The following is a 19,477-nucleotide window of genomic DNA, read 5'->3' on the forward strand; positions in this document are numbered from 1 at the left end:
GTCATGGTGCTGACAGAGCAGGCGGATGTGCAAACGTTGTTGCCGAATGGCAAAATGGAGGAGTGGACGAAGCCATTGACCGCACTCTTGACGCCGTCGGACCGAGGCTGAAGCGCCTTCGGCTGCATCGAGACGTCACGCTCGCCGACCTCGCGGCGGAGACCGGCATTTCCACCAGCACCTTGTCCCGGCTCGAGGCGGGCCTGCGACGTCCCACGCTCGAGCAGCTGCTTCCGCTCGCCCGCGCCTACGGGGTCACACTCGACGAGCTCGTCGACGCGCCGCCGACCGGCGACCCCCGCGTCAATCTGCGTCCCATCCCGTGCGGCGACGGCTCGATCATCCTGCCGCTGACCCGTAAGCCCGGAGGAATCCAGGCCTACAAGTTCGTCCTCCCGACCGGAAGCGACGACGCCGAACCCGACCTGCGCACCCACGAGGGCTACGACTGGGTCTATGTCCTTAACGGAATACTCCGCCTTGTGCTCGGGGAGCACGACCTCATCCTCAATCCGGGGGAGGCCGCGGAGTTCGACACGCGTACACCGCACTGGTTCGGGGCCACCAGCGCGGGGCCCGTCGAGTTCCTGAGCCTCATCGGGAAACAAGGCGAACGCGCACACGTCCGTGCGGCGCCGAGACAGGGCCCGGCGGAGTGAGCAAGCTCAGGCGGTGCTGAGCTGGGTACTTCACATTAGCTCGTGAACAGAGCTAATGTTTTGGGTATGGGCAGCACGGAACTTCCCGACGCTCTCGCGGGCGTCCTGACCGGTATCCAGCGGCTCCTGCGGCGCAGGCTGCGCAAGGGGCTGACCGGGCCGCGGTTGCGCGGCGCCCAGGTCGAGCTGCTGCGGCTGGTCTCCGCCAACCCCGGCATCGGGGTCTCGGCGGCGGCCAAGGAGCTGTACCTGGCGGGAAACTCGGTGTCCACGCTGGTCAATCAGCTCACGACCGCCGGGCTGCTGCGCCGCGAGACCAGCGACGACGACCGCCGTTCCGCCCGGTTGCTGCCCACCCCCGAGGCCGAGGCGCGGCTGCGCGCCTGGGAGGAGCGGCGCGCGGCGCTCGTCCGCGAGCAGGTGGAGCGGCTCAGTGAGGAGGACCGGGCCGCGCTGACCGCCGCGCTCCCGGCGCTGCGCAGGCTCGCCGAGGGCCTGCACGAGGAGGTGAGTACGGCATGAGGGACGATACGCCGACGACGGGTGACGCGGTCACCTGTTCCGGCCTGCGCTATTCGTTCGGCCAGACCAGGGCCGTCGACGGCGTCGATCTGACGGTCGCCGCCGGAGAGGTGTTCGGCCTGCTCGGCCCCAACGGGGCCGGCAAGACCACCGCCATCCGGTGCGTGACCACGCTGCTGCCCGTCCCGTCCGGGATGGTGCGGGTCTTCGGGTACGACGCGGCCACCGAGAAGATGGCGGTGCGACGCCTGCTCGGGTACGTGCCCCAGCAGCTGTCGGCGGACGCGAGCCTCACGGGCCGTGAGAACGTCTCCCTGTTCGCCCGCGTGTTCGACGTCCCCCGGCGCGAGCGCGCCGGGCGGGTCGGCCAGGCGCTGGAGGCGGTCGGGCTCGCCGACGCCGCCGACCGGATGGCCGGCACCTACTCCGGCGGCATGGTACGCCGCCTCGAACTCGCCCAGGCCCTGGTCAGCGCGCCGCGCCTGCTCATGCTGGACGAGCCGACGATCGGGCTCGACCCCATCGCCCGCACCAGCGTCTGGGAGCACATCATGGCGGTGCGCGCCGCCACCGGGATGACCGTCCTGGTCACCACGCACTACATGGACGAGGCCGAGCAGTACTGCGACCGGGTCGCGCTCATGCACAAGGGACGCGTGCGGGCGCTCGGCACCCCGGAGCGGCTCATCGCCGACCTGCGCGAGCGGCGCGGTGACGGCTCGGTCCCGACGCTGGAGGACGTGTTCCGCGACGTCGCGGGAAGCGGCCTCGACGAAGGAGGAGGGGAGTTCCGCGATGTCCGCCGTACCCGCAACACCGCCTCCCGTGTCGGCTGACAGCACCGGCGCGGGCGGCCTCGACCTGCTGCTCGTTCCGCCGCGCGCGCGGACGGGGTGGCGCGTGCTGCCCGCCAGGGTCGCCGCGATGTGCGTGGTGGAGCTGCAGAAGCTGCGCCACGATCGCACCGAGCTGTACACCCGCGCGATCCAGCCCGCCCTGTGGCTGCTGATCTTCGGTGAGACGTTCACCCGCATCAAGCTGATCCCGAGCGACGGCATCCCCTACCTGGACTATCTGGCTCCCGGGATCATCGCCCAGTCCACGATGTTCATCGCCATCTTCTACGGCATCCAGATCATCTGGGAACGCGACTCGGGGGTCCTGACCAAGCTCCTGGTCACGCCGACCCCGCGGGCCGCGCTGGTCACCGGCAAGGCGTTCGCCGCCGGAGTGAAGGCGATGATCCAGGCGGTGGTCGTCATGCTCATCGCCGCGCTCCTGGGCGTGAGCATGACCTGGAACCCGGTGCGGCTGGCCGGCGTGATCGTGGCCGTGCTGCTCGGCTCGGCGTTCTTCTCGTGCCTGTCGGTGACGATCGCCGGGATCGTCCTGACTCGCGACCGGCTGATGGGCATCGGGCAGGCGATCACGATGCCGCTGTTCTTCGCGTCCAACGCGCTCTACCCGACCACGGCCATGCCGGACTGGCTGCAGTACATCAGCGCGGTCAACCCGCTCAGCTACCAGGTCGACGCGCTGCGCGGACTGCTGCTCGGCGTCCCGTCGCACCTGCCGCTGGACTTCGCGGTGCTGTTCGCGGCCACGGCGATCGGCATCACGGCGGCGTCCGTGCTGCTGGGCCGGCTGGCACGGTGACCAGCCGGCGCGGTGGCGTCCCAGGCACGCGTCACTTGCGGAAGTAGGCGCGGGCCGAGGGGAGCAGGAGCAGGACGATGACGGTCAGCGAGGCCAGCAGGGTGAAGACGATGCGGCCGTTGGACACGGCGAGCAGCCAGGCGGGGTAGACGCGCCCAGCGCCGTGGACGAGGCGAGGTCACATGTCGGGCACGGCACGGTCACCGTGTGGCCCGAGGTCGAACGCCCGCACCGATCATTCCGTCGGAAAGGGCATGACACGTCACCGTGTACTTCTCGCCGCCCTGCCGTTGTCCGCCATGCTCCTGACCGCCTGCGGCGCAGCGGGTACGATCGCCGCCGGTGCGCCCGAATCGAAGTCCGAGGCCCAGGGGCAGCCTGGGTTACGCGCGGGCAGCGTCGACGACAACGCCGCCTTCACCGCCTACCTGGACTACCGCAAGAAGTTCGCCGCCGCCGACCAGCAGGTGCGCGACGCCGATGTCAGCAGGCGCAGGATCGTGACCGTGACGGACCGGGGCGGCCGGCCGCTGTTCGGCGCCACCGTACAGGCTGGAGATCAGCAGGCGCGCACCTACGCCGACGGGCGCGCCCTGATCTTCGGTGGCGGCCGGATCACCGTCTCGTACGGCGGAGCCACCGCCGCGGCCACTGGCCACGCGCCCAAGGTCAAGCTGCCCGTCACCGGGCCGGAAGGCCGGGCCAAGCTGCAGGTGCTGTTCCTCATCGACACCACCGGCTCGATGGGCGACGAGATCGGCCGCCTGACCGCCAGCGTCGACTCGGTCGCCGCGCGCATCGCCAAGCTGTCGTCGGAGCCCGAGCTGGAGCTCGGCATGACGCTCTACCGCGACAAGGGCGACGAATACGTCACCAGGACCACCGACTTCACCGCCGACGTGGGAACGTTTCGCGAGCAACTCACCGCGGTGCGGGCCGAAGGCGGCGGTGACACCCCTGAGGACCTGAACGCGGCTCTCGCCGAGGCGCTGGCCAAGCCGGCCTGGCGCGAGGACGCCGTCAAGCTGGTCTTCCTCATCGCCGACGCCCCGCCGCACCTCGACTACGACGGGCCGGACTACCTGACCGAGGCCCGCCGGGCCGCCGAACGCGGCATCAAGATCGAGCCGATCGCCTCGTCGGGCCTCGACGACCAGGGCGAGTACATCTACCGCCAGCTCGCACAGCTCACCATGGGCCGCTTCACCTTCCTCACCTACGGCGCCGACGGCGTCTCGCCGGGCGACAAGACCGGGCATCACGTGTCGGAGTACGCCGTGCTGGCCCTGGACGACCTGGTGGTCAAGCTGGTCGCCGATGAGCTGAAGCCCCTGTCCGGCTGACCTCGTACGTCGCGGTGTCGTCTTCCACTTCGGAGGCGATCAGCAGTGCCCGCGATCGAGTGGGCGGCGTGCTGCCGACGAGGGGCAGCGCGCCGTAACGGTCGATCTAGTGTTTCGGGCTCGGGCGGAGCTGGTCGGCGATGGAGGCGACCAGTTCGTAGGACCGGCGGCGATCCGCGTGGTGGTAGACCGGAGTGGTGACCATGAGCTCTTCGGCGCCGGTGTCGTCGAGCACCGATTGCAGGTGCTCGGTCACCGTGGCCGGGCTTCCGACGAGGACGCCGCCGGAGCGGGCGGCGATTTCGGCGCGATCGTCGTCGGTGTAGGGGTACGCTGCCGCTTCCTCGGGGCTCGGCAGCAGGATGCGGTTTCCGCGGATCCGGCTGAGCACCTTCAACCGGGTGGAGCCGGCGAGCCATCCGGCGCGTTCGTCGTCCTCGGCCGCGATGACGGACACGCTGACCAGCGTCGTCGGTGTCGTGGCATGGTCCGAGGGGCGGAACCTTTCCCGGTAGGTGCGCATGGCGTCCACCGCCGTCTCCGCGTTGAGGTGGTGGGCGAAGGCATAGGGCAGGCCGAGTTCGCCGGCGAGTTCGGCGCTGCTGGTCGTGGAGCCGAGCAGCCACATCGACGGTACGTTCCCGCCGAGGACGGGAATCGCCCTGACCTGCGTATCCTGGGTCGGGTCGAGGTAGGCCCGGAGCTCGTCGAGTTGCCCGCGAAAGGTCTTCGCGGTCCGCTCCCGCTCGGGGCGGACCGCGTCCACGGCCGGCCGGGGCCCGCCCGGCGCGCGGCCGAGACCGAGGTCGATCCGTCCCGGGTGGAGGGCGGCCAGCGTGCCGAACTGCTCGGCCACCACGATCGGAGCGTGGTTGGGCAGCAGGACCCCGCCCGCGCCGACGCGGAGGTGCCGCGTGGCGTTGGCGAGGTGGCCGATGAGGACGGCGGGGGCGGAGCTGGCGACGCCGCGCATGCCGTGATGTTCGGGCACCCAGTAGCGGTGAAAGCCCAGCTCGTCGGCCAGCCTCGCGAGATCCACCGTGTTGTGCAGCGCCTGCCTGGGGGTGGACCCCTGCACGATCGGTGAGGTGTCCAGCACCGAAATGCGTACGTCAGCCTGCCGGCACCCGCGCATGCTCGTCCTCTCCGGTCACGCCACGGCTGCGGAGCTCACCGTGCCAGGGATTGTTCATCTCCAGCGCAGTATCGCGCGGGGACTGGGAGGAGTGCCCTGGACAGTGGTGGTGGCCGGCGCCCGGGCAGCGCTCACTTCACCGACCTCCCGCTGTCCGGCGGTCTCTCCTCCTGCTCCGTGTCGGTGGCGACGCAGCGGATCGCCATGTACTGGCGTGCCGGCAGGGGCACCCGGAAGCTGCCCGAGTACGTGCCGGGCAGCGTTTCGACGGTCATGTTCCACGTGTCGATCACGTCGACCGTCCAGACCGTGCCGGGCTCCATCGTGACGTCGCGATACGACGGCCGGTTGAAGCCGAAGTAGGCGATCAGGTAACGCGACGCCACGCCGCCCCAGGGGGTGTCCCAGTCGCCCGGCAGCGGGTCGAGCACGCCGGTCGGCGACTCCTCGATGATCCGCCGGAGAAAGGCGATCCGATCCGGACTCGAGCCGACGAGGTCCCCACCCTTCGACCACCACAGCTCTTCGCGGTCGTTGAGGTACGTCTCCCCGTGCCCGACATAGCCGCCCCGCACCGCGCCTTCCCAGAACCTCCGGGTCATCTCCTCGCCGGTGATGTTGCCCCACCCCTGGTCGATGTCACCTTCGTAGGCGCATTCGTCGACGACGACGGGTTTGCCCCACTCTTCGCGCCACTGGTCGGTGTTCTCGGCGGTGCGGTACACGTCGATGCGCTGCGCGCTCGCGTGAGTGATCCACGGTCGGCCGTAGTCGTAGAACCGGAAACAGTTGTGGATCGAGAGCAGGTGCCCGACCGGGTCCTCTTCGACGACGATCGCGGCCAGCCGCTCCCAGTCGTCGACGGTCTTCGCGAACAGCAGGTCGTATTCGTTCGCGAGCGACCACCAGACATTCGGCAACGCCGACAATCGCCGAACCACGTACCGGACATAGCGGTCGTCCGCTGCGGTGCCCATGTCCGAGAAGCCCCAGCGGTCGTAGGCATGGAACAGGATGACATCGGCTTCGACGCCGATCGCGGCGAGGTCCGCGACCCGGCGCTCGAAAGCGCGGAAGTAGGCGGGATCGAAGCGGGTGTGGTCCCACCCGCCGTCGCCGTCCGGCTCGAACGGATAGAGCGGCGGCTCGTTGGCGTTGAAGAGGTACGACTTGGGAAAGATCCCCATCCGGATCTTGGTGAACGGCGACTCGGCGAGCGTACGCAAAGTCTGTTCCTGCAGCGCCTCACTCTGGTGGGTCCAGGCGTACGCGGTCGTGCCGAGCGGCAGATGACGCGTGCCGTCCGCGTACGAGAAGTGATACCCGTCCGCCACCCGAACCGGCCCTCGACCGGCGCCGGCCGCCGCGGTGAGCTCGACGGTGATGCCGTCGAGGGAGGGCGTGGTCGCCTCCGTCGTGACGACCCAGCGTCCGGGCTGGTCGGGCAGCAGCCGGACGCGCCAGATCCCGTCGCCGTCGTAGAAGCCGCCGAGCCGGCGCGTCGACCCGTCGGGGGCGGTCGCGCGTGCGCGCAGGTCGACGTCGACGAACGGGTTGCCATGGTCCGGCCCGGACAGGGCGAGCTCCCAGGTCGCCCATACTTCGCCCGCGGCGGGTGCGGAGAGCACGCCGGCCGAGCCGCGAGGCGTGCCGGGCTGCTCGTAGTGGGGGTCCGGCATGATCGCCGGCGGGTCGGAGCGTACGCCCGGGTCGCCGGCGTCGAGCGCGGCGAGCTCGCGCCACAGGTCGTCGAGCTGTGCGGGGGAGAGCCGGGCGTACGGACCGGCGGCCGTGATCTTGCCGAGGGTGCGCCGGCGCAGCTGTACGAGCAGGGGAGAGTTCACGACGCCGGGCAGCGTGCGCTGGATGACGCCGCGGGCCTCGGCGTGGTCCAGGACATCGGCGAGCAGGCTGTCCGGTCCGAATCCCCGGCCGCTCATGCCGTGCCGCCCGGGGTCCGGCGCTTCCTGCCGGGCGACGGTGTTCCCCTCATCGTGCGGATCCGGCCTCGCGCGAGCGGGCGCCCGGGGTGGGGAGATCGACGTCGGGCATGCGGGTGTCCGCCTGCTCCGGCAGGGTGTCCGCGGTCTCCACCAGCCAGCGCAGCAGCACGCCGGACAGGCGGGCCTCGACTTCGGCGAGGTCGGGGTGCCCGGCGAGGTTGTGCGCCTCGTGCGGGTCGGCCGACCGGTCGTAGAGCTCGGCGGGTTCGTACAGGCGCCACACGTACGTCCAGCGTCCGTCGCGGACGGCGGCGGCCTTGCCCACGGTCATCGGCCGCTCGTGCTGCAGCGCCGTCTTGCGGTCGTAGGGAAAACCGCTGCGCTCGAACTTCCGCTCCTCCTCGACGAGGAAGCCGCCCTCGCTGAACGCGTACTCGCGGTGCCCCGCGGCGGGATCGCGCAGCACCGGAAGCAGGCTGCGGCCGAAGTGGTGATGCTCCGGCTCGACCCCGGCGAGATCGAGCACGGTCGGGAAGACGTCGATCAGCTCCACCATGGCATCGACCGTGCCGCGCGCCGGCAGCCCGCCGCCGCTGACGATCAGCGGGTCGCGGGTGATGCAACTGTGCAGCGCCGACGGCCACTTCTCGACCACGCCGAAGTCGCCGAGGTACTCGCCGTGGTCGGAGAAGAACACCGTCACGGTACGTTCGGCCGCGCCCGCACGATGCACGCCGTCGAGCAGGCGGCCGACATGTGAGTCCAGCCGCGAGACCATGCCCTGGTAGGTGGCCCGGAGCTCCCGCCACACCTCCGGCGTCGCGCGGTCCGTGCCGTAGTAGTCGCGGATCCCCTGCAGGTAGGCGGGTTCCGGGCCGCTGCCCGACACGGGATCGCCCACGGAGTCGCGATCGTGCAGGGAGAACCACGGTTCGGGGGCACGGAACGGGCAGTGCGGTGCGACCAGCGGCGCGAACAGCACCCACGGCTCGTCCGGCGGGTCGGCGAGCCACTCCTCGGCGGTGCGCACGGCGGCCTCGTCGAAGTCGATGTCGCCGTCGTCGACCACGCGGCCGTGGTAGTAGAGGCGGTCCCACAGGTCCGGATCGACGTCGGACCCCAGCCGCGGGAGCTCGGTGGCCGGCCTGGTGCCGCCGGCCCATCGGCCGCTGGTCGGCCGCGTGCCGAAGCCGTGCTCGTGGACGCTGAGCTCGGTGGCGCCGGCCCCGAACGTGTCGCCGCGATCCCCGGCCCAGGCCACGTGGTAGCCGTTCTCCTTGAGCGTGCGCAGGAAGTTCGGCTCGTCGGCGCGCAGCGGCGTCCCGAACGTGCGGTGCCCCGCCGTGTGCGGATACCAGCCGGACAGGAACGACGCGCGGCTGGGCGAGCACACCGGGTGCTGCGCGTAGGCGTTGGTGAAGGCGGTGCCGGTCGCGGCGAGGCGGTCGAGGTTCGGAGTGCGCGCGGACGGGTTTCCGAAGGCGCCCACTGCGTCGGCCCTCAGCTGGTCCGCGACCACCACCAGGAAATTCGGGCGATACGTCATGGTCATTCTCCCGTTACTGAATTGGGGGGTAGCGTACCTTACCGAGTACTCGGTAAGGTCTGCCGAAACCGCGAACGCAAGGAGAATCTCTTGTCAGGAGTGGCACCGTCGGTGCGTAACCGCAGGCCGCCAGGTGTGCGGCGGGAGGAGATCCTCAGGGTCGCCACCGAGATGTTCGGCGACAGCGGTTACCGCGGTGTTTCGCTCGCCGACATCGCGGCCCGGGTCGGTATCTCCCAGCCCGGTCTGATCCACCACTTCAAGAACAAGGAAGAGCTGCTGCTCGCGGCCCTCGAACGGCGTGACGAGGACAGCCGGGACCACATGGACGCGATGTTCCAGGAGATGTCCGTCGTGGACGCGCTGATCTCGCTGTGCCGCCACAACGTCGAGGACCCGACGGCGATGCGCCTGTACGCCGTGGAGTCCGCGGAGAGCATCGAGCCGGGCCACCCCGCCCGCGAGTTCTTCCTGCGCCGCTACGCCCGGGTCCGTGAGCGCGTGGCCGAGCGCATCCGCCGGGACCAGGAGCTGCGCCGGCTTCCCGCCGCGCTCGACCCGGTCGTCCTGGCGGGCGAGATGATCGCCGTGATGGACGGGCTGCAGATCCAGTGGCTGCTCGACCCCACCATGGACCTCCCCGGACGCATGGCCGCCTACCTCGAGCGACTCATCATCAAGGAGGACCGGTGAACGACGGACTCGAGGAGCACCTCGACACCTTGGTCGGCAAGCTCGACCTCCCGCAGAAGGTGCGGCTGCTGACCGGGTCGTCCCACTGGCGCACGTACGCGGAGCCGGCCGTCGGGCTGCGCGCGATCAACGTGTCGGACGGGCCCGCCGGAGTGCGCGGCCCGGCATGGGACAACGGCTCCCCGTCCGCGTGCCTGCCGTGCCCGACCGCGATCGCGGCGAGCTGGGACGTCGACCGCGCCGCCGCGGCCGGGCGCGTGCTCGCCGCGGAGGCCACCCGCAAGGACGTCGACGTGGTGCTGGGCCCCACGGCGAACCTCCAGCGCAGCCCGCTCGCCGGCCGGCATTTCGAGTGGTGGTCGGAGGATCCGCTCCTGACCGCTCAACTCGCCGGCGCGCTGGTCGGAACGCTCCAGCGGCACGGCGTGGCGGCGACCGTGAAGCACTATGTCGCCAACGACTCGGAGACCGAACGCGCCACCGTCGACATCCGCCTCGACGAGCGCACGCTGCGCGAGGTGTATCTCGCCCCGTTCGAGCACATCGTCCGTAACGAACGGCCGTGGCTGGTCATGGCGTCGTACAACGCCGTCAACGGGACCGCGATGACCGAGCACGAACTGCTCGACAGCCCGCTGCGCGCGGACTGGGGCTTCGACGGGCTCGTCATGTCCGACTGGCACGCCACCCGCTCGGTGGCCGCCGCCTCAGCGGGTCTCGACCTCACCATGCCGGGGCCCGGCGGACCGTGGGGCGCCGCGCTGGTGCAGGCCGTCACCGACGGCCTGGTCAGCGAGGCCGCGGTGGACGTGAAGGTGAAGAACCTGCTGCGGCTCGCCGCCCGGCTCGGCGCTCTCGATTCGGTGCCGGTGACCCGTACGCCCGTCACCGTCGACGTACGCCGCGAGCTGCACGCGGCCGGCGCGGACGCGACCGTGCTGCTGCACAACTCCGGTGATCTGCTGCCGCTCACACCGGAGCGCCTGCGCCGCGTCGCCGTGTTCGGTGAGCTGGCCGGCAGCCCGCGCATCCAGGGCGGCGGCAGCGCCGAAGTGCGGCCGACCCACGTCGTGTCCCCGCTGGACGGGCTCGTAGCCGCGCTGCCCCCTGGCGTACAGGTGACCTACACCGCCGGTAGCTACCTGGAGGGCGACCCCGCCCCCGTGCCGCCGGAGATGCTCGGCTCGGCCGTGCTGATCCGCTGGCGCGACGACGCTGGCGCCGAGGTGGCGCGCGAGGACCGTCAGAGCGCCGCTCTCGTACGGCTCGGCGCCGATGTGCCCGCGGGGGCGACCACTGTCGAGCTGACCACCCGGATCGTCCCGGACGTGTCGGGCACGTGGCAGCTCGGCCTCAGCGGGGCGGGCCGGATCGTGTTCGCCATCGACGGCCGGACCCTGCTGGACGACGACGTGCGGCCGTCGCACGACGGCCCGGGCGCGGAGATCCTCACGCCGCCCATGCGCACGTTCGACGTACCGCTCGAAGCAGGCAGACCGGTCGACGTGCTGCTGCGGCAGCGGATGCCGAAGGCCGGCTCGGCCGTCGCGATCCGCTGCCGGGCGCCGCGGCGCTCCGCGGCGGAGGAGCTCGCCGTCGCCCGCGAGCAGGCCAGGGCCGCGGACGTCGCGATCGTCGTGGTCGGCACCAGCTCGCAGACCGAGAGCGAAGGCTTCGACCGAGCGGACCTGTCGCTGGCCGACGGGCAGGACGACCTGGTGCGGGCGGTCGCGGCGGAGAACCCGAACACCGTCGTCGTGGTCAACGCGGGCGCCCCCGTGCTGCTGCCGTGGCGCGATGACGTCGCGGCGGTGCTCGTGACGTGGTTCGGCGGCCAGGAGTCCGGCGCCGCGCTCGCGGACGTGCTCCTCGGTCACGCCGAGCCCGGCGGCAGGTTGCCGATGACGTGGCCGGCCCAGGGTGAAGACGTGCCGGTGCTCGACACGACCCCCGCCGACGGCCGGCTGGAGTACGGCGAAGGAATCCATGTCGGCTACCGCGCGTGGCTGCGCGCCGGGGCCGAGCCCGCGTACCCGTTCGGGCACGGCGTCGGCTACACGACCTGGGAGCTCGTCGACGTCCACAGCGGACCGGACATGGCCGTACGGGTCTCCGTGCGCAACACCGGTTCGCGGCCGGGCAAGCAGGTGCTGCAGGTCTACCTGGCGCGGCCCGGGTCGAGCGTCGACCGCCCCGCCCGTTGGCTGGCCGGATTCGCCGTCGTGCGCGGCGAACCCGGCGAAACGCTCACCGCCGAGATCCCGCTGCCGCCCCAGGCCTTCCAGCACTGGGACGCGGCACGACACGACTGGGCGGTCGAGCCTGGAACGTTCGATGTCTCCATCGGATTCTCCTGCGCGGACATCCGTGGCACGACGTCGATCAAGGTTCACGAGGAGTGATCAACCGGGTCTTCCCCCCGGCCCGAGAGAAAGTAAGTGAGGTGGTGCAGCGATGTACCCCAGTAATCACCATGTCGATTCCATCCCCGGCGCTTCGGCCCTGTCGCGCCGGACGCTCCTCAGCGGGCTGGCCGTCCTCGGCGCGGCCGGCCTGGCCGGATGCCGTTCCGCGGTGAACGAGAGCAAGACGGCAGGCGCGACGAGCGGCCCGGCCCGCGGCGGGACCCTGGTCGCCACGGTCGCCGCGCCGCCGGACCCGGCGGCCTATTTCACCGGCCGCCCCGGCAACATCTTCTGGAACCGCAACGTCCTGGAGACGCTGGTCATGGTCGACCAGGACAACAAGCCGCAGCCCCTGCTGGCGACGAAGTGGGAGCTGCGCGACGACAACCGGACGTTGGTGCTGTCGCTGCGCGAGGGCGTCAAGTTCCACAGCGGCCGCGCCTTCACCGCGGACGACGTCGTGTTCACCATCGAACGCGAGATGGCGGGCGACGGCCTGGCCACGCTCGCCGGCGCGATGAAGGGCTGGAAGGCGAGCGCCACCGGCCAGCACGAGGTCACGATCACCTCGCCGCGGCCGCTGCAGGAAGTGGTGCTGGACATCCTCGACTCGACGCCGATCATCGATCGCGAGACCTACAAGGGGATCGTGGACGGGTCGAAGGTCATCGGTACGGGACCGTTCCTGTGGTCCGGCTACAAGGCCGGCACCGAGATCAAGATGACGCGCAACGACGCGTACTGGGAGCAGGGGCTGCCCTACCTCGACGGCATCGAGCTCACGGTCATCGGCGACTCCACCGCCCAGCTGGCGGCGCTGCGCTCAGGCCGCGCGCACCTGGCGAACGGGCTCAACATCCAGGACGCCAAGACGGTCGTCGACGACAAGAAGTTCCACCTCGACCTCAACCACGGGCTCGTGTACGCGCTGGGCTTCGACGTCACCAAGGCGCCCTTCGACAAGCCCGAGGTACGTCAGGCCATCGGCTACGCGATCGATCGCCAGCGCATCAACCAGCAGGTCTTCGGCGGGGTGGGCACGACGACCAGCCTGCCGTGGAGCGAGGACGCGACCGGCTACCCCGCGGAGCTGGCCGCCACCTACGCCTACCAGCCCGACCGCGCGAAGCAGATGATCCAGGCCGCCGGCGCGAACGGGGCCCGCGTCGAGATCGCCGTCCACGCGCTGCCGGTGCCGCGCAACGTGATCGAGATCGTGACCCGCAACCTGACGGACGTCGGGCTCCAACCGTCGGCGCTGGAGCTGCCGCCCGCGGAGTTCGAGCCGCGCAGGATCGCCGGCAAGCTGGGGCCCGCGTTCCTGACCTGGACCGCGGTGGCCAAGCTGCCGCCGGCGCTCTCGCTGTACGGATATCCGGACCTGCGGCCGGGCAAGAACACCTCGAACTACGCCGACGCCGGTTACCGCGAGCGGGCGCAGGCGCTGATCGACAGCGCCGACGAGAGCGAGACGGCACAGCGGCTGAAGGACCTCTCGCAGTACTTCCTCGATGCCGCGTTCCTCCAGGCCATCGCCATCGTGCCGGCCACGGTCGTGCGCGCGGACGCCGCGCGGGACGTCCTGGTCAGCCGCTACGGCCGCTCCATGCGCGCCGCCTACCTCACCCGGTGAACGGGGCCGAGCATGATCCATTTCCTGATCCGGCGCCTGCCGTCGGTCCTGCTCGTCCTGGTGGCGACGACCGCCATCGCGTTCCTCCTGCCCCGCCTGGCTCCCGGTGATCCGGCCGCCATCGCGGCGGGGCCGGAGGCCACGGCTGAGCAGGTCGCGGCGATCCGCGTCGAGATGGGGCTGGACCGACCGCTGGCCGAGCAGTACGTCCATTGGATGGGCGGGCTGCTGACCGGCGATCTGGGCCAGTCGCTGCAGTTCAAGCGCCCGGTCGCCGAGCTGATCGGCAGCAGGGTGGAGAGCACGTTCGAGCTGACCGTCGCGGCCACGATCCTCCTGGTCGTGGTCTCGCTCGGGCTCGGCATCTTCGCCGGGTCGGCGCGTTCGCGGCTGTCCCGGTTCACCGCCGACGCGAGCAACACGGTGCTCCTGGCGATGCCGCCCTTCCTGTTCGGCCTGTTGCTGATCATCCTGTTCGGGGTGGTGTTCCGCCTGCTGCCGATCAGCGGGGAGGTCGCGGTGCTGGACGACCCGGTGATCGGCGTGCAGTACCTGATACTGCCCGCGGTGGCGATGGCGGTGCCGATGGGCGGCCACGTCGCCATGCTCGTCCAGTCCTCGATGGACAACGCGTGGCGGCAGGACTACGTCGACCTCGCCGTGGCCAAGGGCGTGCCGCGAAGGTTGATCACCCTGCGCCACGTCGTACGCAACAGCCTCGGGCCCGCCGCCGTCACGATCGGCATGCGGTTCGGCGACATGCTGGCCGGCGCCGTCGTCATCGAGATGATCTTCGCGAGGAACGGGATCGGGCAACTCGGGGTGTCGGGCGTGCTCAGCGCGGACTACAACCTCGTACAGGTGATCATCGTCGGCACGGTGCTGATCGCCGTGGTCGTGCAGCTGCTCACAGAGATCGCCATGGCGGTCCTGGATCCCCGCGTCAGGTTGGGAGCGTGAAACCATGACCACCACCGTCACCGCACCCGAAACACCCGTGCCGGCGGTGCCGCGCCGGCCCGGCGGCGGGGCGCTGAGGCAGTACCTCACGGCGCTGCGCACCCCGCGCGGCGCGTTCGGCGCCGGGCTGCTGCTGGCCCTCGTCGCGGTGTCCCTCCTGGCGCCGGTCCTGTTCCCCGGCGGGTACGACGCCCAGAGCGGCGACTCGCTGGCCGGGGCCTCGGCCGCGCACTGGATGGGCACCGACGAGCTGGGCCGCGACATCCTCGCCCGTACGGTCTACGGCCTTCGTACGGATCTGAGCCTGATCCTGACCGCGGTGCCGGTCAGCGCCGTCGTCGGGACGCTCATGGGTCTCACCGGCGTGGTCTCGCGCTTGCTCGGTGCCGCGATGCAGCGCGCGCTCGACATCATCCTCGGCTTCCCGGGGCTGGTGCTCGGCATGAGCGTCGTCCTCGTGCTCGGCACGGGCTGGCTCTCGCTGTTCGTGGCCGTGCTGATCAGCGGCCTGCCCGGGTTCGGGCGGCTGTCGAGGGCCGGGCTCCAGGTCGAGCAGGAACGCGAGTACGTGCTGGCCGCCAAGGTGCTCGGCGTGCGCAAGCGCACCGTGCTGGTACGGCACGTGCTGCCGAACATCATGGACCCGATCGTCGTCGGCGCCGCCGTCTACATGGTGGTCGCGATCTTCATCGTGTCCGGCCTGAGCATCGTGGGTCTCGGCATCAAGCCGCCCGTCCCGTCGCTGGGCGCGATGCTCAACGTCGGCGCGCGCTACATCGAGGTGCACCCCGCGTACGTGCTCGGGCCCGGCCTGGTGCTGCTGCTCCTCGCGTTGGCGTTCACCCTGCTGTCCAACGCGCTCAACAAGGCGGTGCTGCGGAAATGACCACCCACCCCCACGGCGTCGCGCCGGCGGCCTCGGCGCGTCCCGACGCGGACGCCCTGCTCGAGGTCCGCGGGCTGCGCACCGAGTTCGCGACCGGCGCGGGAATCGTCCACGCCGTCAACGACGTCAATCTCACCCTGCGACCTGGCCAGATCCTCGGCGTGGTCGGCGAGTCCGGCTCGGGCAAGTCGGTGACCGCCCGTTCGATCCTGCGGATGGTGCCCCAACCGGGCCGGATCGCCGCCGGCGAGATCCGCTTCGGCGGCCGCGACCTGCTCGGGCTGTCCGAGGAGGAGATGCGCCGCATCCGTGGCGCCGAGATCGCGATGGTGTTCCAGGACCCGCAGTCCGCCCTCAACCCGGTCCTGACCGTGGGCGCCCAGATCGTCGAAGCCCTCACCGTGCACGGCACCGGCAAGCGCGCGGCCCGCGCACGGGCACTCGAACTGCTCCGGCAGGTCGGGATCCCGGACGCCGAACGCAAGATCGACGACTACCCGCACCAGTTCTCCGGAGGCATGCGCCAGCGCGCCGTGATCGCCATCGCGCTGGCGAGCTCGCCGTCGCTGCTGATCGCCGACGAGCCCACCACGGCTCTGGACGTCACCATCCAGGCGCAGATCCTGCGCCTGCTCAGGCAGCTGCGCGACGAGCTGGGCATCGCCGTACTCATGATCACCCATGACATGGGCGTGGTCGCCGAGATGTGCGACGACGTCGTCGTCATGTACGGCGGCCGGGTCGTGGAGCAGGGACCGGTCGAGACGATCTTCGCGCGGCAGGAGCACCCCTACACCGCCGACCTGCTCAAGGCCATGCCGCGGATGGACACCGCAGGCGGGAACCGGCTGCCGGCGATCCCCGGCGCCCCGCCGGACCCGGCCGCGCTGCCGCCCGGGTGCGCCTTCCACCCGCGCTGCCGGCTGGCCGAGGACCGCTGCCGCGCCGAGGTTCCCGAGCTGCTGCCCCTGGCCACGGCAGGGCATGCCGCCGCATGCTGGGTGACCCATGAGGGCGCGCCCATACCTCCGCTCACGCTCGTCGCCGCCGACCCGGCCGCGCGGGCCGAACAGGCGCGAACCCCGCTGCTGAGCGTCGAGAACCTCCGGGTCGACGTCGCCTCCGGCCGCAGGAGCCTGCTCGGGCGGCCGGAGCCCGTGTACGCCGTGGACGGGGTGAGCCTGACGGTCGCCGGCGGAGAGACGCTGGGCCTGGTCGGCGAGTCCGGGTGCGGCAAGTCGACGCTCGCCAGGACGGTCGTCGGGATCAACCGGCCGGCCGCGGGCACGGTCCGCGTCGGATCCGACGGCGTCGACGCGTTCTCCCCGGCCAGCGCCCGGGCGCTGCGCTCCACGGTGCAGTACGTGTTCCAGGACCCGTACGCGTCGCTCAACCCGCGCCGCACGATCAGGCAGTCGCTCGACGAGGCGCTCGACATGCGTGGCGTGCCGGTCGCCGAGCGGGCAGCGGAGGCGAACGCGCTCATCCTGCGGGTCGGCCTGAACGAGTCGCACCTGGACCGCTACCCGCACGCCTTCTCCGGCGGACAGCGCCAGCGCATCGGCATCGCCCGCGCGCTGGCCGTCGAACCGAAGGTGCTGATCTGCGACGAACCGGTGTCGGCGTTGGACGTCTCGATCCAGGCGCAGATCATCAACCTGCTGGAGTCGCTGCGCGACGAGCTCGGCCTCGGCTACCTGTTCATCGCCCACGACCTTTCGGTCGTGCGGCACCTGTCCGACCGGGTCGCCGTCATGTATCTCGGCAAGATCGTCGAAACCGGCCCGGTCGAGGCGGTCTACGCGGCCCCGCAGCATCCGTACACGGTCGCGCTCATGTCGTCCTCGTCGGTGCCCGACACCACGGTGCGCGGCCGCGAACGCATCGTGCTCACCGGCGACCTGCCCAGCCCGAAGAGCCCGCCGTCGGGCTGCCGTTTCCGTACACGCTGCCCCATCGGCCCGCTGACCCATCCGGAGCGGACGATCTGCGCCGAACAGGAGCCGCTGCTCGCCGAGACACCGGGCGGGCAACTGGCCGCGTGCCACTTCGCCGGCGAGCTGGTGGCGACCGGCGCTGAGGGGTGATCCGGGGCAGCGGTCAACTCACGGGACTGCTTCAGAGATCGGCAAGGAGTTCATCAAGGGCCCTGCTGAGGGCTCCGGAATTGGCAGGGGTGAACCACGTGGTCCGGATGCGTTCGTTGCTGCCCTTCGGGGTCTCGTGGTCGGCCGCGAGCTGGTGCAGGGACCGGGTCTCGTCACTCAGGGAACGGCCGACCCCCTGGAAGAGGCCGCGAACGTAGCGGTCCGCGTCGTCGGAGTCGATGCCGTGATCGACGGCCCACGACGTGAGCGTGGCGAGATACGAGTAGTGGGTGGTCAGCGTTCCCGTCAGTGCGGAGAAGACGTTGAAGGCCGCCTCGTCCGCGACCGGGAGCACCCCGCCCAGGTGCTCGAAGAGCGAGTCCACCACCGGGTGCGACGGGTACGTCACCGTGACGGAGCGGCGTTCGCGGACGGCGGGCAGGGGGATGGCCCGTACCAGCGGGGCGTCGGTGGCGAGTGTCCGGCGCAGGTCGTCGTTGCCGACGCCGGCCATCACGTTGACCACCACCTTGTCGCCGTCCACCCGCAGCCCTGCCAGTGCTTCGTGCCGGTCCAGGCGGCGTACGGCGATGATCACCACCTCGGAGCGGTCCACCACCTCCTGATTGTCGGTGCACACCTGCACGTTCTCGTAGCGCTCGGACAGCTCCGCGACCGTGCCGGCTCCCCGGGGGGAGAGGAACACCTCCGGGGGCTTGCCGGCCCCGTCACACAGGCCCGCCACGATGGCCCGGCCGATCTCGCCTACCCCAATGATGCCGATGCGCTTCACTGTGTCTCCTTCTCCACAACAACATGACCTCCAGAAGACCTACCACGCAGGGAGCCATCCCGGCCCAGCCCAGCATCGGCGGCAGGCCGGTGTCGCCGGAGGTGTCCGTGGTGAGCAGCCCGGCCGGCCCGGCGCTTGTGCCGAGCGCCCCGACGACGGACAACACGACCAGGTAAGGGGTGACGGCCAGCCGCTCATGAGGTGTCCTCCCTTTCGGGTCACGCGGCGAGGGAGGCTCGGAGGAACTCGAGGATCTCCGTCCGCGCGGCCTCCGCCTGGGGCGCCACGCCCGGCATGCTGAGGAACGCGTGTCCCGCACCGGGATATTCGGTGAGCCGCGCGGGCGTCCCGGCGGCCGTGATCGGCCAACGGGGGTCATGGGTCGGCACCAACAGCAGCGCCGAGGCCAGCCCGGTCAGGTCACCGGCACACAGCGGCGAGAGCGCGCGAGGGTCGGCACCCGGTGGAACGGCGAGCCGCCGGAACGGCCCGGAACTCCTATAGCTACGGCGAGGGGCAGAGTAGATGGTGATCCTGCGTTCTACCTGGGGCTGTCCGGCCCGTGGATGATGCGGTGGATGGTGGAGCGTCCGACGCTGTACTCGGTGGCCAGGTCGGCGAGGGACACCTCGCCTTCGGCGTATCGACGGCGGATGGAGCGGCGGGCAGGTTCGGGCAGTTTGGGTTGCTTGCCTTTGAGCTTGCCGTTCTTCTTGGCCAGGGCCATGCCTTCGCGGGTGCGCAGGTGCCCGATGTTGGCCTCGAACTCAGCGACCATGGCGAGGGTCTGCAGGAACAGGCGCCCGAACGGGTCGGTCCAGTCGTAGACGGACGCGCCCAGGCCGAACAGGACGCCGCGGCCGGACAGGTCGGTCAGGATCTGGTTGGCCTCGGCCATGTTGCGGGCGAACCGGTCGAACGTGGTCACGGTGAAGACGCTGCCGTCCCACACGGCGGCGAGGGCCTGGTCGAGGCCGCCGCGGTTGCGGCGGGTGGTGCCGGAGAAGCCGCGGTCGATGTAGATCCGGTCATCGGAGACGCCGAGGGCCAGGAGTTGCTCGGTCTGGATGATCACGTCTTGCTCGTCGGTCGAACAGCGGGCGTAGCCGACGCGGGTTCCGTTCACGCGCTCCAGTGTTCCGGATAGGGGGCCTTCACCGGAACAGTTCGCGGAACACCTATACGGAACACCCTGACCGGGGGCGCTGTCTCGGCC

Annotated in this window: 17 protein-coding genes; 11 read left to right on the forward strand and 6 right to left on the reverse strand. The window is 70.9% G+C overall.

The features are described 5' to 3' along the window. Nucleotides 1-62 precede the first annotated feature (62 nt). The 5 genes from ACIBI9_RS63205 to ACIBI9_RS63225 all read left to right on the forward strand — a co-directional run bounded on the left by ACIBI9_RS63205 (nucleotide 63) and on the right by ACIBI9_RS63225 (nucleotide 4,180). Nucleotides 63-659 carry a helix-turn-helix domain-containing protein gene (locus tag ACIBI9_RS63205; RefSeq protein ID WP_397237989.1) on the forward strand — a complete coding sequence of 199 codons (597 nt, stop codon included), beginning with the start codon at nucleotides 63-65 and terminating at the stop codon, nucleotides 657-659. A gap of 66 nt (nucleotides 660-725) precedes the next feature. Continuing rightward, the gene (locus ACIBI9_RS63210; RefSeq protein WP_397237991.1) at nucleotides 726-1,181 is read left to right on the forward strand and encodes a MarR family winged helix-turn-helix transcriptional regulator; all 456 of its coding nucleotides are present in this window, start codon (nucleotides 726-728) and stop codon (nucleotides 1,179-1,181) included. After that, nucleotides 1,178-2,017: an ABC transporter ATP-binding protein gene (locus ACIBI9_RS63215; protein ID WP_397237993.1), complete on the forward strand. Its 840-nt coding sequence runs from the start codon at nucleotides 1,178-1,180 to the stop codon at nucleotides 2,015-2,017. The genes ACIBI9_RS63210 and ACIBI9_RS63215 overlap by 4 nt, the downstream gene beginning before the upstream one ends. Beyond that, nucleotides 2,007-2,837, forward strand: a complete 831-nt coding sequence (locus ACIBI9_RS63220) for an ABC transporter permease (RefSeq protein WP_397237995.1) — start codon at nucleotides 2,007-2,009, stop codon at nucleotides 2,835-2,837. Before ACIBI9_RS63215 ends, ACIBI9_RS63220 begins: the two co-directional genes overlap by 11 nt. Nucleotides 2,838-3,091: 254 nt before the next feature. Beyond that, nucleotides 3,092-4,180, forward strand: coding sequence for a VWA domain-containing protein (locus ACIBI9_RS63225; RefSeq protein ID WP_397237997.1), 1,089 nt, complete (start codon nucleotides 3,092-3,094; stop codon nucleotides 4,178-4,180). A gap of 106 nt (nucleotides 4,181-4,286) precedes the next feature. Here the strand turns inward: ACIBI9_RS63225 and ACIBI9_RS63230 are convergent, their stop codons facing one another. The 3 genes from ACIBI9_RS63230 to ACIBI9_RS63240 all read right to left on the reverse strand — a co-directional run bounded on the left by ACIBI9_RS63230 (nucleotide 4,287) and on the right by ACIBI9_RS63240 (nucleotide 8,804). Beyond that, the gene (locus ACIBI9_RS63230) at nucleotides 4,287-5,315 is read right to left on the reverse strand and encodes an LLM class flavin-dependent oxidoreductase (protein ID WP_397237999.1); all 1,029 of its coding nucleotides are present in this window, start codon (nucleotides 5,313-5,315) and stop codon (nucleotides 4,287-4,289) included. Nucleotides 5,316-5,446: 131 nt separating this feature from the next. Beyond that, entirely contained in the window at nucleotides 5,447-7,255 is a 1,809-nt protein-coding gene (locus tag ACIBI9_RS63235) for a DUF5605 domain-containing protein (protein WP_397238001.1), read from the reverse strand. A gap of 49 nt (nucleotides 7,256-7,304) precedes the next feature. Beyond that, entirely contained in the window at nucleotides 7,305-8,804 is a 1,500-nt protein-coding gene (locus ACIBI9_RS63240; protein WP_397238003.1) for a sulfatase-like hydrolase/transferase, read from the reverse strand. Between the two features lie 99 nt (nucleotides 8,805-8,903). On the opposite strand from ACIBI9_RS63240, the gene ACIBI9_RS63245 reads away from it, so the two are divergent. Genes ACIBI9_RS63245 through ACIBI9_RS63270 form a run of 6 tightly spaced genes read left to right on the forward strand, consistent with a single transcriptional unit; the run spans nucleotide 8,904 to nucleotide 17,468 of the window. Beyond that, entirely contained in the window at nucleotides 8,904-9,497 is a 594-nt protein-coding gene (locus tag ACIBI9_RS63245; protein ID WP_394499102.1) for a TetR/AcrR family transcriptional regulator, read from the forward strand. After that, complete coding sequence (locus ACIBI9_RS63250) at nucleotides 9,494-11,899, forward strand: beta-glucosidase (protein WP_397238005.1); 2,406 nt, start codon at nucleotides 9,494-9,496, stop codon at nucleotides 11,897-11,899. Before ACIBI9_RS63245 ends, ACIBI9_RS63250 begins: the two co-directional genes overlap by 4 nt. A 52-nt stretch (nucleotides 11,900-11,951) precedes the next feature. Next, nucleotides 11,952-13,535: an ABC transporter substrate-binding protein gene (locus tag ACIBI9_RS63255; protein WP_397238007.1), complete on the forward strand. Its 1,584-nt coding sequence runs from the start codon at nucleotides 11,952-11,954 to the stop codon at nucleotides 13,533-13,535. Nucleotides 13,536-13,547: 12 nt separating this feature from the next. Then, on the forward strand, nucleotides 13,548-14,495 hold the full coding sequence (locus tag ACIBI9_RS63260; protein WP_397238009.1) for an ABC transporter permease: 948 nt from the start codon (nucleotides 13,548-13,550) through the stop codon (nucleotides 14,493-14,495). 4 nt (nucleotides 14,496-14,499) lie between these two features. Continuing rightward, a complete protein-coding gene (locus tag ACIBI9_RS63265) occupies nucleotides 14,500-15,381 on the forward strand; it encodes an ABC transporter permease (RefSeq protein WP_397238011.1) in 882 nt (293 codons plus the stop codon). Further along, a complete protein-coding gene (locus ACIBI9_RS63270) occupies nucleotides 15,378-17,468 on the forward strand; it encodes a dipeptide ABC transporter ATP-binding protein (RefSeq protein ID WP_397238013.1) in 2,091 nt (696 codons plus the stop codon). The genes ACIBI9_RS63265 and ACIBI9_RS63270 overlap by 4 nt, the downstream gene beginning before the upstream one ends. A gap of 31 nt (nucleotides 17,469-17,499) precedes the next feature. On the opposite strand, the gene ACIBI9_RS63275 is transcribed toward ACIBI9_RS63270, so the two are convergent. The 3 genes from ACIBI9_RS63275 to ACIBI9_RS63285 form a co-directional block, all read right to left on the reverse strand. Beyond that, the gene (locus ACIBI9_RS63275; protein WP_397238015.1) at nucleotides 17,500-18,261 is read right to left on the reverse strand and encodes an NAD(P)-binding domain-containing protein; all 762 of its coding nucleotides are present in this window, start codon (nucleotides 18,259-18,261) and stop codon (nucleotides 17,500-17,502) included. A 218-nt stretch (nucleotides 18,262-18,479) separates the two neighbouring features. Further along, entirely contained in the window at nucleotides 18,480-18,650 is a 171-nt protein-coding gene (locus ACIBI9_RS63280) for a hypothetical protein (RefSeq protein ID WP_397238017.1), read from the reverse strand. A gap of 152 nt (nucleotides 18,651-18,802) precedes the next feature. Then, the gene (locus ACIBI9_RS63285; protein ID WP_397238019.1) at nucleotides 18,803-19,387 is read right to left on the reverse strand and encodes a recombinase family protein; all 585 of its coding nucleotides are present in this window, start codon (nucleotides 19,385-19,387) and stop codon (nucleotides 18,803-18,805) included. Nucleotides 19,388-19,477 lie beyond the last annotated feature (90 nt).

It is taken from the genome of Nonomuraea sp. NPDC050451, from assembly GCF_044458585.1.

What these genes read in the sequence shown, in the direction of transcription:
- ACIBI9_RS63210 (WP_397237991.1), top strand. Translation starts at nt 726, where the DNA reads ATGGGCAGCACGGAACTTCCCGACGCTCTCGCGGGCGTCCTGACCGGT.
- ACIBI9_RS63225 (WP_397237997.1), top strand. Translation starts at nt 3,092, where the DNA reads ATGACACGTCACCGTGTACTTCTCGCCGCCCTGCCGTTGTCCGCCATG.
- ACIBI9_RS63230 (WP_397237999.1), bottom strand. Translation starts at nt 5,315, where the DNA reads ATGCGCGGGTGCCGGCAGGCTGACGTACGCATTTCGGTGCTGGACACC.
- ACIBI9_RS63215 (WP_397237993.1), top strand. Translation starts at nt 1,178, where the DNA reads ATGAGGGACGATACGCCGACGACGGGTGACGCGGTCACCTGTTCCGGC.
- ACIBI9_RS63240 (WP_397238003.1), bottom strand. Translation starts at nt 8,804, where the DNA reads ATGACGTATCGCCCGAATTTCCTGGTGGTGGTCGCGGACCAGCTGAGG.
- ACIBI9_RS63255 (WP_397238007.1), top strand. Translation starts at nt 11,952, where the DNA reads ATGTACCCCAGTAATCACCATGTCGATTCCATCCCCGGCGCTTCGGCC.
- ACIBI9_RS63235 (WP_397238001.1), bottom strand. Translation starts at nt 7,255, where the DNA reads ATGAGCGGCCGGGGATTCGGACCGGACAGCCTGCTCGCCGATGTCCTG.
- ACIBI9_RS63265 (WP_397238011.1), top strand. Translation starts at nt 14,500, where the DNA reads ATGACCACCACCGTCACCGCACCCGAAACACCCGTGCCGGCGGTGCCG.
- ACIBI9_RS63270 (WP_397238013.1), top strand. Translation starts at nt 15,378, where the DNA reads ATGACCACCCACCCCCACGGCGTCGCGCCGGCGGCCTCGGCGCGTCCC.
- ACIBI9_RS63260 (WP_397238009.1), top strand. Translation starts at nt 13,548, where the DNA reads ATGATCCATTTCCTGATCCGGCGCCTGCCGTCGGTCCTGCTCGTCCTG.